The organism is Streptomyces sp. NPDC001532, from assembly GCF_040298625.1.
Lineage (GTDB): Bacteria > Actinomycetota > Actinomycetes > Streptomycetales > Streptomycetaceae > Streptomyces.
Map to the genome: position 1 here is coordinate 223,427 of NZ_JBEPAL010000003.1, position 12,948 is coordinate 236,374.

Below are 12,948 nucleotides of genomic sequence, written 5' to 3' on the forward strand. Positions count from 1 at the left end.
TTCCGGCGCGGTCCTTCCGGCGCGGTCCTTCCGGCGCGGTCCTTCCGGCGCGCTACACCGGATCGAGCCGCCACTGCTGGCAGCCGTTGCTCAGCCAGGTCCACTGCCGTACGTCGGCGCCGTCCGCGGTGGAGCAGTTGGCGACGTCGGCGACCTTGCCGGTGGCCTGGCCCACGATGCGGACCCAGCCGCTGTCGGTGACCAGGAACCGGAAGCGCTGGCAGGTGTTGTCCAGCCAGGACCACTGCCGCAGGTCGGCCCCTTCGGCGGTGGAGCAGTTCGCGGTGTCGAGCACCTTGCCGGTGGCGGCGTTGAGCAGCCGGTGGGTGTCGTCGCCGAGGTCCTGCAACCGCCAGCGCTGGTGGGCGCCCCCGTTGCAGGTGTACTGCGCCACGTTCGCCCCGTCCGCCGTGGAACCGCCGGTCACCTCCAGGCACTTGCCGCTGTTGCGGTTGGTGAGGGTGTAGGTCGCCGCGACGCCGGACGGCTCGCCCGACGGCCCGGCCGCGCTCGATCCGAGCCGCACCGGCGTGCCGAGGTTCGGGGTGCCGTCGGAGTTCCAGGTGAACTTCTGCGCGCGCGTGGTCCGCCCGTTGTCGCAGCCGTCGGAGGCGGAGTCGTTGGCGTGGTAGACGATCCAGCTCTCGCTGCCGTCCGGTGAGGTGAAGAAGCCGTTGTGGCCCGGCCCGTAGACGCCGTTGCCGTCGTTGCGCTGGAAGACGGGCACGGACTTCTTCGTCCAGGAGGAGGCCGCGGTGGGGTCGGTCCCGGTGAGTTCCAGCTGTCCCAGCTTGTAGTCGGGGGTCCAGCAGCCGCTGGCCGAGTAGACCAGGAAGGTCCGCCCGCCCCGCTGGAGGATCTCCGGCCCCTCGTTCACCGTGCCGCCCACGCGCTCCCAGTCGTACGTCGGGGTGGAGACGGTGGTGAAGGAGGAGCTGACGGTGTACGGGTTCGACATGCGGGCGGCGACGATGTTCTGGGTGCCGCCGTTCACGCTGCCGAAGAGGTAGAGCTGCCCGTTGATGGTGGCGACGGTCGGGTCGAGCATCCACGACGGGTTGAGCTGCCCCTTGTAGGTGTACGGGCCCAGCGGGTCGGATCCCGCGCTCTGCAGCACATGGCTGCGCTGCGTCGGGTTGTAGTCGGAGACGTTCTGCCCGGCCACGTAGTACAGGTACCAGCGGCCGCCCAGGTAGTGCAGTTCCGGCGCCCAGATGTTGCAGCAGCGGGAGGCCGCGTCTCCCGTCCACACCTGGACGCTGGGCGCGGTGGCCAGCCCGGCGAGGGTGGCCGACTTGCGGATGGTGATGGCACTCGTCCAGCTGGTGCTGACCAGGTAGTAGTTGCCGTCGTGGTACGAGATCCAGGGATCGGCGCCCTTGACCGACTTCACGGGGTTGGTGAACGAGGCGGCACTGGCGGGGGTCTGTCCCAGGGCGAGCAGGAGCACCAGAGCGGCCAGCAGGGTCAGTAGGCGACGGGCCATCCGCTGCTCCAGTTCAGAAGGTTGATGCCGAGCTTCGGGGTGCCGTTGTCGTTGCCGTCGTAGTAGTGGTAGACGATCAGGTCGCCGTCGACGTCGTTCATGATCGACTGGCCGCCGGGGCCGATGACGTTGCCGTGCGACTCCAGCACCGGCGTCCCGCCGTTGTTCATCATCGAGACGCCGTTCTTGTCGCGGTACGGCCCTGTGACGGAGGTGGCCCGGCCGACCTTGACCTTGTACGTGGAGCTGGTGCCGGCGCAGCAGGTGTCGTACGAGGCGAAGAGGTAGTAGTAGCCGCCGCGCTTGACGATGTACGGCGCCTCGACGGCCTTGGTGCCGGTGGGCCGGGAGGCGAGCGAGTAGCGGGTGGTGTTGGTGGAGAGCTGCTTCCCGGTGGAGGGGTTGATCTGGATCATCTTGATCCCGGTCCACCAGCTGCCGAAGGACAGCCACCACTTGCCGTCGCCGTCGACGAAGAGGTTGGGGTCGATGGCGTTGTAGTCGCTGGAGGAGCTGGAGGTGTAGACGATGCCGTAGTCGCTCCAGCTGCCCGGCCGACCGGTGGTGGAGCCGGCCAGGCCGATGGCGGAGGTGTTCGAGCCGAACTTCGAGACGGAGTAGTACATCAGGTACTTGCCGCCCTGGTACGAGATGTCCGGCGCCCAGGCCTCCGGCACGGAGGAGTAGGTCGACCACCAGCCCGGCCGGGAGGAGAAGGCGTCGGCGCCGGCGCTGAAGGCGACGCGGTCGGCGGACGTCTTGCCGGCGATGCCGCCGCCGGTGGCGTACAGCAGGTACTGCCCGGACGAGGTGCGGATCATCGTCGGGTCGTGGACGACGGTGGAGCCGGTGACGGTCCCGGGGTTGGGGTAGGCCGACGCCGTGGTGGGGACCAGGGCGAGCAGGGCGGCGGCGGGGAGGGCGAGGAGTGCGGTGCGGGTGCGACTCATGTGGGGGTGCTCCCGTTCTCGTTTTCGACATTTCGAACGTCGATCGTCACTGCGAACGGGAACGTAGAATCGAACTGTTTTCGCGTCAACGGTTCACACAAGAATCCAATCCGGCAGCTCCAGTTCCGCGCGCACGGTCTTGCCCGGCACGCGCTCCCACACCTCCCACCGGTCGGCCAGCGCGGCCACGAGCGCCAAGCCCCGCCCGGCTTCGGCGAGAGGGTGCGGCAGCCGGACGTCGCCGGGCGCGGGCGGGTGCGGCGCGGTGCGCGTGTCGGCGACCTCGATCCGGACGCGTCCCGGCACGAGTGAGAGCCGCAGCTCGAAGTCCCGGCCCGGCACTCGTCCGTGCGTGACCGCGTTCGCGGCCAGCTCGGCGACGATGGCCGCGACGGTGTCCGAGGGCCCGGAGCCGTACGGGACACCCCAGTCGGCGAGCTGGCTCTGGGCGAGGTGCCGGGCGAGACGGGCGCCGCGCGGGGTGGCACTCAGGCGCTGGGTGAACGTACGTACGGTAACCGGCGGACGAGGGGTCGAGGGTGCGGTCATGGGGCCAATGTGGCGCGTCGGCAGCCGTGTTCACCAGGCATGTACCGCGTACGCCGACGCAGCGTACGCGGTCACGATCTGGACAGTACCGGTGACGGCCCGTGACCATGGGCGCGGGAGGTGACCGATGGTGGTCGAGGGTGCGGTGGGGACGGGTGGCGAGCCTGAATCGTCGGACAGCATGCGGACGTTCGGGGCGATGGTCCAAGCCCTGCGGGAGCATGCCGGATTGAGCAGGGAGGAGCTGGGCGAGCGGGTCGGCTACTCCAAGCACACGGTGGCGTCGGTGGAGTTGGGCCGCCGGATGCCGGATTCCACGTTCGTCGAGGGGGCGGAGGAGGCGACGGGGAACACGGGGGCGGTACGTAGGGCAGCGGCACATCTGGCCCGGCAGCCGGGGTTGGCGGCGTGGTTCAGGCGGTGGGCAGGCTTGGAGCGGGGCGCCATCACGCTGTACACCTACGAGTGCCGGCTGATTCCAGGCCTCTTGCAGACGGAGGCCTACGCGCGAACACTGTTCACGAATCAGCTGCCTCCGCTGGACGACGAACAGGTCGAGGCGCAGTGGGTCGCCCGCGCGGACCGGCAGCAACTGCTTGTGGATCGGCCGAACACGGCGTTCGCCTTCCTCTTGGAGGAGCACTTGTTCCGGCGACGGACAGGCGGCGTGGAGGTCACTCGAGGGCTCATCGATCACGTGTTGGGGATTGCCAAACTGCGGAACGTCGAAATGCAGGTCATGCCGCCCGTACGTGAGACACACGCGGGACTCGACGGGCCCATGCAGCTCCTTGAGACACCCGAGAACAAGTGGTTCGGCTACTGCGAAGGGCAGCGGGGCGGCCTGCTCATCTCCGACCCGAAAGAGGTCAGCGTCCTCCAGAGGCGGTATGCCAGTATGCGTTCGCAGGCTCTCACCCCGGAAGACTCCATGAGCCTGTTGCAGCGGATGCGAGGAGAACTATGAGCACCAGCGGACTGGCCTGGTTCAAGAGCAGCTACAGCAGCGGCGGCGACGGCGACTGCGTCGAAGTCGCTTTCTCCTGGCGCAAGTCCAGCTACAGCAGCAGCGGTTCCGGCGACTGCGTCGAAGTCGCTCTCACCCCCGCCACCATCCACGTACGCGACTCCAAGAACCGGCAGGGCCCCCGCCTCGCCCTCTCCCCCGCCGCCTGGGGCGACTTCCTCAGCCACACCCGCCTGGGCCGGGACACGCCGTAGCGACCTGCACCGCGCCCGCCGCCCGCAGGACATCGGCGGTCTCCGGGTGCGGGCCGTGCAGGGCCCAGCCCAGCGGGGTGAGGCCGGTGCCGTGGTCCTCGCGGAGGTTGGGATCGGCGCCGTGGGCGAGGAGTTCGCGGACCGTGTCCGTGTGGCCCCAGCAGGCGGCTGCGCACAAGGGCGTGCCCTCGCTGCCGTGGCCGCTCTCCGCGTCGGGCGCGGCACCGGCGGCCAGCAGGGTGCGGACGATGCCGGTGGCCCCGTGGACGGACGCGGCGTAGAGCGGGGTCGTGCCGTCGGCGTCGGGGGTGTGCGGGTCGGCTCCCGCGCGCAGCAGGGCCGCGACGTCGGTGTGCCGGCCCAGCATGGCGGCCGTCACCAGACGCGCCGTCAGCCTCTTCTGTCTCCGTCTGTTCATCGCCGCCGAGGGTAGCCCCGGCCGGCGATCACGCGCCGACCGTTCTCGGCTCCCTCGTCGGCTCGCCGTCCGGGGCGCGTTCCCTCAGGTGGGCGCGGACCGAGTACCCGACCGCCGCCGCCCACAGAAGGCAGAGGACGGCGGTCGGCGCGGCGCCGGGCAGCAGGGTACGGGCGTTGGTCACGACGATCACTCCGCCGACGGCCGAGCCCAGCACCCGCGGCGGCAGCAGCCGTACCAGCCAGGCCGCGATCGGCGCGGCGACCAGGCCGCCCAGCAGGAACGCGGCGACCCACAGCGTGTCGAGGCCCTGGGAGCCGAGCGACAGCAGGAACCCGGCGCTCGCGGCGACCGCCACCAGGAACTCGCTGGTGTCGATCGAGCCGATCACCTTGCGCGGTTCCATCCGGCCGCTCGCCAGCAGCGCCGGAGTGCCGACCGGGCCCCAGCCGCCTCCGCCCGTCGCGTCCAGGAACCCGGCGACCAGCCCCAGCGGGGACAGGAAGCGGCGGCCCAGCGGCTTGCCGAGCCGGTCCTTCGGCAGGCTCCGGAAGGTGAACCGGGTCATGACGTACCCGCCCAGCGACAGTAGGATCAGCGACATCAGCGGAGCGGCGACCTCCGTCGACAGCCGGGACAGCACCGTCGCCCCGAGGAACGCCCCGACCGCGCCCGGTACGCCGATCCTCGCGACCACCTTCCAGTCCACGTTCCCGAACCGCCAGTGAGCGGCGCCGGACATCAAGGTGGTGCCGATCTCGGCGAGGTGGACCGTCGCCGAGGCGGCGGCCGGGTTGGTGCCGAGGGCCAGCAGGAGCGTCGTGGAGGTGACGCCGTAGGCCATGCCGAGGCTGCCGTCGACGAGCTGGGCGCCGAGGCCCGCGAGGGCGAGAAGGATCAGGGTACGCATCGGGGTGACGGTAGGAGCCGAGTCTGAGCGGAGGCTGAGCGTCCGATGAGACCGCTCACAGAGTCACCCGGGTTCACTCCAGCAACCGGAGCAGCAGGCGGGACGTCTTCACCAGTAAGGTTTTCGCGTTTTCGGAGGCATACACGGGAGCCGGGCCACCGGGCTGCCGGGTACACGGGGGGACGACGCACGTGGGTTACACCATTCCGGGCTGGCTCGACGAGGTCCTGGAGTTCATCGGAATCAACTTCCCGAACGTGGACGAGGACGACTACCGCGAGATGGCCACGGCCATGCGCGACTTCGCCGACAAGTTCGAGGGCCACGGCGGCGACGCGCACAAGGCGTTCTCCCGCATCCTGTCCTCCTCCGAGGGCTGGGCCGTCGACGCGATGGAGAAGCACTGGGAGAAGGTGAAGACCGGCCACCTGGAGAAACTCCCGGAACTCGCGCGGCTGTTCGCGGACGCGTGCGACGGGCTGGCCGACATCATCTACGGGATGAAGACCAAGGCCGAGATCGAACTCGGGGTGATGGCCGCCTCGGTGGGCATCTCCGCCGGACTCGCCGTGGTCACCGGCGGCCTGTCCGCGCTGATCGGCGCCGCCGAGATCGCGGCGATGCGGCAGGTGGTCAAGCGGATCATCGACGAGGCCGTGGAGCGGATCGTCGACGAGGTGATCGCCAAGCTCACCGAGCCGGTCAACGCCAAGCTGGAGGCGATGGTCGAGGACATGGTGCTCGACCTGGCCGAGGGCGCGTTCTCCATGCCGCCCGCGGACGGCGGCGGTGGCGGCGGCCAGGGCGGGCACGGGGGCAAGGGCGGAATGCAGCTGGCCTCGGCGGGCGGCGGGGACGGCGGAGGCGGAGGCCCACAGAAGCGGACCCACATCGACCACTTCGAGTTCTCGGACGGCGCCGGCAAGGTGTCGGGCCACGGCGGCGAACTGCGCACGGCCGCCTCGACGCAGCTGGGGAAGGCGAGGTCCGCGTTCGGCCGGAGCAAGGGCCGGGACCCGTTCACCGAGGCCTTCGACAGTGTGCTGCACGGCGCGCTCAAGGGCACGGACAAGGCCCTGGCCAAGGTGACCAAGCACATCACGGAGACCGTTCCGGACCGGGTGAAGGCCACCTCGCGGCTGCACAAGGGCAACGACACGGGCGTCGGTGACCGGGCCAAGGGCGTCGACGTCGGAAAGCACGAGGACGGCAAGGGCGGGGACGGTACGTCCGGCTCGGGCACCCGCCCGAAGACCGACGCGGACGCCAAGCGGGACCCGGACCTCCTCCAGCGCTCCAAGGACGCCCGCGCCCTGACGGACAAGGAGACCTGCGGCGACCCGATCGACATGGCCACCGGCCAGATGATCATGTCGCAGACCGACGTGGAGCTGCCCGGCACCCTGCCGCTCACCCTGCGCCGCACCCATCTGACCGGCTACGCGCACGGCATCGCCTTCGGCCCGTCGTGGGCGTCCACGCTCGACGAACGCCTGGAGAGGGACCCGCGGGCACCGGGCGTCTGGTGGCGCCGCGAGGACGGCTCCAGCCTGTACTACCCCCGCACCCCGGACATCGTCGGCGACCGCGTCGACCCGGTGGCCGGCGAGCGCCTGCCGCTGACCTATGTGTCCCAGGGCAGTTCGTACGTGCTCGTGGTGCAGGACCCGCACGCCGGACTGACCCGCTCCTTCGAACCCGCCGAGACGGCCGAGGGCATCTGGTGGCTCACCCGGATCGAGGACCGCAACCGCAACCACATCGCCTTCGAACGCGACACCGGCGACGTCCTCTCGGAGATCACCCACTCCGGCGGCTACCGGCTGACGCCGACCTGCGCGGCGGACGGCCGCCGGGTGACCGCCGTGCACGCCCTCACCGACGACGGCCCGCTGCGCCTGCGCGCCTACCGCCACGACGACGGCGGCGACCTGTGCGAGGTCGTCAACGCCGTCGGCGCGGCCACCCGCTTCACCTACGACGCGGCGCACCGCGTCACCGGCTGGCACGACAGCAACGACACCACCTTCACGTACACCTACGACGACCACGGCCGGGTGACGGCCACCCACGGCAGCGACGGCGTCCTCGACTCCCGCATCTGCTACGCGGGCCCGGACCCCGACGGCACCACCACCGTCACGTACACCGACTCGCTCGGCCATGCCACCGTCTACCGCGCCAACCCGCGCGGCCAGATCGTGGCGATCACCGACCCGCTCGGCAACACGACGACCCAGACCTGGGACGACCGCGACCACCTGCTGACCCGCACCGATCCGCTGGGCCACACCGTGGTCCACCGCTACGACGACGCGGGCCGGCTGGTCGCGGTGGTACGCCCCGACGGCAGCGAGACCACCGCGGAGTACGGCACGTTCGCCGAGCCCCTCAGCGTCCGCACACCCGACGGCAACGTCACCCGGTACACCTACGACGCGCGCGGCAACCGCAGCTCCCTGACCACGCCGGCGGGACACACCACCCGCTTCACCCACGACGAGGCGGGCCGCCTCACCTCGGTCACCGACCCGCTCGGCAACGTCACGACCATCCGCTGCAATCCGGCAGGGCTGCCGCTGGAGATCACCGACCCGCTCGGCGCGGTCACCCGCCAGACCCACGACGCCCTCGGCCGCCCCGTCACCCGCACCGGCCCCACCGGTGCCACGACCCGTACGGAATGGACACCCGAGGGCCGGCCGGCCCGCCGCACCCTGGCCGACGGCACCTGGGAGTCGTGGACCTACGACGGTGAGGGCAACTGCACCGCCCACACCGATCCGCTCGGCGGCGAGACCCGCTTCGAGTACACCCACTTCGACCTGCTCACCGCCCGCACCACCCCCGACGGCGTGCGCTACGAGTTCGCCCACGACACCGAACGACGCCTCGTCGAGGTCACCGACCCGCGGGGACTGACCTGGACCTACACCCATGACGCGGCGGGCCGGCTGACCGCCGAGACCGACTTCGACGACCGCACGCTCACCTACCGGCACGACGCCGCGGGCCGCCTCACCGCCCGCACCAACGTCCTCGGCGAGACCACCGTCTTCGAGCGCAACGCCCTCGGCCAGGTCCTCCGCAAGGACGCCGCCGGGCGGGTCACCACCTTCGCCTACGACCCGGCCGGCCGGCTCGCCGAGGCCACCGGCCCCGACGGCGTCCGGCTGGCCGTCACCCGTGACCGGTTCGGTCTCGTCCGGTCCGAGTCCGTCGACGGCCGCACACTCACGTACGGGTACGACGACCTGGGGCGCCGCACCGGGCGCACCACTCCGACCGGGGCGGCCACCACCTGGTCGTACGACGCGGCGGGCCGCCGCACCGGTCTGGTGGCCTCCGGCCGCTCCGTCGACATCGCCTACGACGACGCCGGCCATGAGCTCACCCGGCGGGTCGGCGGCTTCCTCATCCTGGAGAACACCTACGACCCGCTGGGCCGCCTCGCCGCCCAGTCCGCCACGGGCGCGGACGGCCGCGTCCTCCAGCGCCGCGCCTACACCTACCGCGCCGACGGCCATCTCGCCTCCCTCGACGACCTGCTGAACGGCTCGCACGACTTCACCCTCGACGCCGTCGGCCGCGTCACCGCCGTCCAGGCCGAGGGCTGGAGCGAGACCTACGCCTACGACGCGGCGGGCGACCAGACGCGGGCCGGCTGGTCCGCGGCCCGTCCCGGCCAGGAGGCCACCGGCGACCGCGCCTACACCGGCACCCGCATCACCCGCGCCGGCGGCGTCCGCTACGAGCACGACGCGCTGGGGCGCATCACGCTGCGGCAGAAGACACGGCTGTCGCGCAAGCCGGACACCTGGCGCTACGCGTGGGACACCGAGGACCGGCTCACTCAGGTGACGACACCGGACGGCACCGTCTGGCGCTACACCTACGACGCCCTGGGCCGCCGCACCGCGAAGCTCCGCCTGGCTGCCGACGGCACGACGGTCGTCGAGCGCGTCGACTTCACCTGGGACGGCACGGTCCTGTGCGAGCAGACCACCCGGTCCGCCGGCCTGCGAAATCCGGTGACCCTCACCTGGGACCACCGCGGGCTGCACCCCATCGCGCAGACCGAACGGATCACCGCGGCCGACGCCCCGCAAACGGAGATCGACTCCCGCTTCTTCGCGATCGTCACCGACCTCGTCGGCTCCCCACGCGAGCTGGTGGACGAGCACGGCGACGTCGCCTGGCGCACCCGCACCACCCTGTGGGGCACCACGACGTGGAACAAGGACGCCACCGCCTACACCCCGCTGCGCTTCCCCGGCCAGTACAGCGACCCCGAGACCGGCCTCCACTACAACTACTTCCGTCACTACGACCCCGAGACCGCCCGCTACCTCACCACCGACCCCCTGGGTCTGACGCCGGCGCCGAACCCGGCGGCGTACGTGCCGAACCCGCACCGCTGGACCGATCCCCTCGGCCTCGCGCCCGAGTGCGGCGAGCGGGAGTTCTACACGGTCCAGGACCGCGAGAACGCGGCGCGGCTGCGTGCGGACGGAACGCCGTGGCCCACCGACGAGCACCGGGCCCATCTGGGCCCCGGCGTGTACTCGTGGGGCACGCGGGAGGAGGCCGAACGCTATGCGGACCTGTTGCGCAACCGGCGCGGGGCGGACGTGGAGATCATGCCGTTCCGGGTGAGCGAAGCGGACCTGTCCGCCATGCAGCAGGCCCATGTGGGCACCATGAGCCAGTCCGAGATGGACGATTTCATCGACCGGCACAGCATCATGTACGGGCGTGGGGAGCCCCACGACTACGACTACATCTCCCGTCCCACCAACATGGGAACGGAGAACTACTTCCATTCCCGCGTCTTCGACCGGCTGAGATTCCTTTAGGACGGAGCGGAACACCGATCCATGTCAGTCACGCACCTGTACAAGAAGCGCCTCGGCCCGTGGGGGCTCGTCGCCCGTGTCACGCTGGAGGCCGGGCCGGTGGACGAGCCGCCGCGAGAGGCGCGATTCATCGGCGACTCGCGCGTCCGCCTGCTGCCGCCGCCGGGGATCACCCCGGCGGAGACGCGGTGGATGGACTTCGGTCTGGGCCTGGTGGCCGGACAGCTCGAAGCGCTCTGGGCGGGTACCGGCCCGATCCTGGTCCGGGTGACGGGCTACGACGTGCCGATGCTGACGGACTACCAGGACGAGGTCGCCGCCGCGGCCCTCGTCGAGTGCCTGCGGGAGCACTACGGCCTCACCGGCGTCGAGATCGGCCTCACCTTCGACGGTGAGCACAACCGCTACGACTTCACCTGGGGCTGACCCGGCCGTGCTCCACGACCTCGACAGTGTCACCGCCGAACTGGAGCGCGTACGGCGGCACCCGCCGGCCGGGTCGGCTCCACCGGTACTGGCCTCCTTCGGCGTCGACGTCGCCGACGGCTCCGCCGAGGAGTACACGGAGCGGGTACGGGCCGTGCTGTCGGCCGCGCTCCGGCTGGCGTGCGCGGCGGACTTCGACGAGGAGGATCTGCCGGCCGGCGTGTTCCCGGAATGGTTCAGGTCGGTCTGCGCCGCCGACCGCGCGGCGGAACAGGAGTTCGCCCGCAACGGCCGCATCGCCTACACGCGGCGCGGCGGCGGCGAGCCCTGGTCGCTGCGGAACTGGATCCACCGGTTCGATCCCGACGAGGAGTCCCGCGGCTGGGAGTTCTGGGACGCCGAACCGGTGGGCGCTTCGCGGGTGCGTGTCCGGGTCGACAGCTGGGGCGAGTCCTTCTTCGGGTCCCTCGAACTGCTCTGGCTGCTGTACACGGCCGGTGCCGCACACGTCGAGGGCCCGCTCGTGACGTCCGGGCGGGCGGCACCGGCTCCGCCGAGCCGGGCCGCCGGGGAGTGATACCTCTTCGGCGGCCCGGTCGAGGCGTCAGGCGAGCCGGATCACGTTCCAGGACAGCGGTTCCAGGACGGCGGTCAGGCGGCCGTCCGTGAGGGTCGTGCCGTCGACGCCGTGCGGGGTGACCCGCTCGGGGTCGGCGAGGGTGTTGCGGGCGTCCGGGTCGGCGTCCGCCAGGGCGGTGTGCTCGACGACCTCGGTGAGGCCGAGGCCGCCCACGGCCACCTCCAGCGGCAGCGCCTCGGTGCGGCCGCGGTTGACGGCGAAGACGGTGACCGTGCCGTCCTCGGCGCGTACGGCGGTGGCGTGCAGCAGGTCGGCCTCGCCGTACTTCTTCGTCTCGTACGTCGGCGAGTCGACACGGACGTCCAGCACCTCGCCGCGGCCGTACTTCGACGCCTGGGCGAACGGGAAGAACGTCGTCTGCCGCCAGGCCGGGCCGCCGGGCTCGGTCATGATCGGGGCGATCACGTTGACGAGCTGGGCGAGGCAGGCGACGGTGACGCGGTCGGCGTGGCGGAGCAGGGCGATGAGGAGCGAGCCGAAGACGACCGCGTCGGTGACGTTGTAGTTGTCCTCCAGCAGGCGCGGGGCCTCCGGCCAGTCCAGCGCGCTGACCTCGGCCTCGGTGCGGGAGAGGTACCAGACGTTCCACTCGTCGAAGGAGAGGTTGATCCTCTTCTTGGACTTCAGCCGGGCACCGATGTGGTCGCAGGTGGCGACGACGTTCTCGATGAAGGACTCCATGTCCACGGCCGAGGCGAGGAAGGAGTCGACGTCGCCGTCGAGCGGCTCGTAGTAGGCGTGCAGGGAGATGTAGTCGACGAGGTCGTACGTCTCCGCCAGCACCGTCGCCTCCCACTCGGCGAAGGTCGGCATGGACTGGCCGGAGCTGCCGCAGGCGACGAGTTCGACCGACGGGTCGATCTGGCGCATCGCGCGGGCGGTCTCGGCGGCGACGCGGCCGTACTCCTCGGCCGTCTTGTGGCCGGTCTGCCAGGGGCCGTCCATCTCGTTGCCGAGGCACCACAGGCGGATGCCGAACGGGTCCTTGTCGCCGTGGGTGCGGCGCAGGTCGGAGAGGGCGGTGCCTTCGGGGTGGTTGGCGTACTCCTGGAGTTCCAGGGCCTCGGCCACGCCGCGGGTGCCGAGGTTGACGGCCATCATGGGCTCGGCCTGCGGGCCCACCTTCTTGAGGAAGGCGATGTACTCGGAGAGGCCGAAGCGGTTGGTCTCCGTGGAGCGCCAGGCGAGGTCCAGCCGGCGGGGGCGGTCCTCCACGGGCCCGACGGAGTCCTCCCACTTGTAGCCGGAGACGAAGTTGCCGCCGGGATACCGGATCGCCGTGACGCCGAGTTCCCGTACGAGCTCCAGTACGTCGGTGCGCAGTCCGGCCTCGTCGGCGGACGGGTGGTCCGGTTCGAAGATGCCGGTGTAGACGCAGCGGCCGAGGTGCTCGACGAAGGAGCCGAAGAGGCGGGGGTTGACCTCTCCGACGGTGAAGGCGGGGTCGAGGGTGAAACGGGCGGTACGCATGGGGGCCTTTCCGTGTGTGGGT

Annotated in this window: 11 protein-coding genes; 5 read left to right on the forward strand and 6 right to left on the reverse strand. The window is 71.1% G+C overall.

Translation table 11 applies throughout. From position 1 onward, the window contains the following. Positions 1 to 52 precede the first annotated feature (52 nt). From ABT232_RS05450 to ABT232_RS05460, 3 genes are all read right to left on the reverse strand, one after another. Complete coding sequence (locus tag ABT232_RS05450) at positions 53 to 1,486, reverse strand: family 43 glycosylhydrolase (protein WP_351836181.1); 1,434 nt, start codon at positions 1,484 to 1,486, stop codon at positions 53 to 55. After that, complete coding sequence (locus tag ABT232_RS05455) at positions 1,468 to 2,436, reverse strand: arabinan endo-1,5-alpha-L-arabinosidase (RefSeq protein WP_351836184.1); 969 nt, start codon at positions 2,434 to 2,436, stop codon at positions 1,468 to 1,470. Before ABT232_RS05455 ends, ABT232_RS05450 begins: the two co-directional genes overlap by 19 nt. A gap of 93 nt (positions 2,437 to 2,529) precedes the next feature. Then, positions 2,530 to 2,985 carry an ATP-binding protein gene (locus tag ABT232_RS05460; RefSeq protein ID WP_351836187.1) on the reverse strand — a complete coding sequence of 152 codons (456 nt, stop codon included), beginning with the start codon at positions 2,983 to 2,985 and terminating at the stop codon, positions 2,530 to 2,532. A 127-nt stretch (positions 2,986 to 3,112) separates the two neighbouring features. Between ABT232_RS05460 and ABT232_RS05465 the strand changes: the two genes are divergently transcribed. Then, a complete protein-coding gene (locus ABT232_RS05465) occupies positions 3,113 to 3,952 on the forward strand; it encodes a helix-turn-helix domain-containing protein (protein WP_351836189.1) in 840 nt (279 codons plus the stop codon). Beyond that, positions 3,949 to 4,206: a DUF397 domain-containing protein gene (locus ABT232_RS05470; protein WP_351836192.1), complete on the forward strand. Its 258-nt coding sequence runs from the start codon at positions 3,949 to 3,951 to the stop codon at positions 4,204 to 4,206. Before ABT232_RS05465 ends, ABT232_RS05470 begins: the two co-directional genes overlap by 4 nt. On the opposite strand, the gene ABT232_RS05475 is transcribed toward ABT232_RS05470, so the two are convergent. Together ABT232_RS05475 and ABT232_RS05480 are read right to left on the reverse strand one after the other, a co-directional pair. After that, entirely contained in the window at positions 4,172 to 4,624 is a 453-nt protein-coding gene (locus ABT232_RS05475; RefSeq protein ID WP_351836194.1) for an ankyrin repeat domain-containing protein, read from the reverse strand. The two genes, ABT232_RS05470 and ABT232_RS05475, sit on opposite strands and share 35 nt — an antisense overlap. 28 nt (positions 4,625 to 4,652) lie before the next feature. After that, positions 4,653 to 5,534, reverse strand: a complete 882-nt coding sequence (locus ABT232_RS05480; RefSeq protein WP_351836197.1) for a sulfite exporter TauE/SafE family protein — start codon at positions 5,532 to 5,534, stop codon at positions 4,653 to 4,655. A gap of 191 nt (positions 5,535 to 5,725) precedes the next feature. Between ABT232_RS05480 and ABT232_RS05485 the strand changes: the two genes are divergently transcribed. From ABT232_RS05485 to ABT232_RS05495, 3 genes are read left to right on the forward strand one after another with little or no spacing between them, the layout of a single operon-like run. Next, entirely contained in the window at positions 5,726 to 10,390 is a 4,665-nt protein-coding gene (locus tag ABT232_RS05485) for a DUF6531 domain-containing protein (protein ID WP_351836199.1), read from the forward strand. A 21-nt stretch (positions 10,391 to 10,411) separates the two neighbouring features. Continuing rightward, complete coding sequence (locus tag ABT232_RS05490) at positions 10,412 to 10,816, forward strand: hypothetical protein (protein WP_351836202.1); 405 nt, start codon at positions 10,412 to 10,414, stop codon at positions 10,814 to 10,816. A 7-nt stretch (positions 10,817 to 10,823) separates the two neighbouring features. Further along, positions 10,824 to 11,393: a hypothetical protein gene (locus ABT232_RS05495; protein ID WP_351836205.1), complete on the forward strand. Its 570-nt coding sequence runs from the start codon at positions 10,824 to 10,826 to the stop codon at positions 11,391 to 11,393. 27 nt (positions 11,394 to 11,420) lie between these two features. Here ABT232_RS05495 and arfA read toward each other — a convergent pair whose 3' ends face one another. Then, positions 11,421 to 12,926, reverse strand: a complete 1,506-nt coding sequence (gene arfA / locus ABT232_RS05500; protein ID WP_351836207.1) for an arabinosylfuranosidase ArfA — start codon at positions 12,924 to 12,926, stop codon at positions 11,421 to 11,423. Positions 12,927 to 12,948: the final 22 nt, after the last annotated feature.

What these genes read in the sequence shown, in the direction of transcription:
- ABT232_RS05475 (WP_351836194.1), bottom strand. Translation starts at nt 4,624, where the DNA reads ATGAACAGACGGAGACAGAAGAGGCTGACGGCGCGTCTGGTGACGGCC.
- ABT232_RS05455 (WP_351836184.1), bottom strand. Translation starts at nt 2,436, where the DNA reads ATGAGTCGCACCCGCACCGCACTCCTCGCCCTCCCCGCCGCCGCCCTG.
- ABT232_RS05480 (WP_351836197.1), bottom strand. Translation starts at nt 5,534, where the DNA reads ATGCGTACCCTGATCCTTCTCGCCCTCGCGGGCCTCGGCGCCCAGCTC.
- ABT232_RS05490 (WP_351836202.1), top strand. Translation starts at nt 10,412, where the DNA reads ATGTCAGTCACGCACCTGTACAAGAAGCGCCTCGGCCCGTGGGGGCTC.
- ABT232_RS05450 (WP_351836181.1), bottom strand. Translation starts at nt 1,486, where the DNA reads ATGGCCCGTCGCCTACTGACCCTGCTGGCCGCTCTGGTGCTCCTGCTC.
- arfA (WP_351836207.1), bottom strand. Translation starts at nt 12,926, where the DNA reads ATGCGTACCGCCCGTTTCACCCTCGACCCCGCCTTCACCGTCGGAGAG.
- ABT232_RS05460 (WP_351836187.1), bottom strand. Translation starts at nt 2,985, where the DNA reads ATGACCGCACCCTCGACCCCTCGTCCGCCGGTTACCGTACGTACGTTC.
- ABT232_RS05470 (WP_351836192.1), top strand. Translation starts at nt 3,949, where the DNA reads ATGAGCACCAGCGGACTGGCCTGGTTCAAGAGCAGCTACAGCAGCGGC.
- ABT232_RS05465 (WP_351836189.1), top strand. Translation starts at nt 3,113, where the DNA reads ATGGTGGTCGAGGGTGCGGTGGGGACGGGTGGCGAGCCTGAATCGTCG.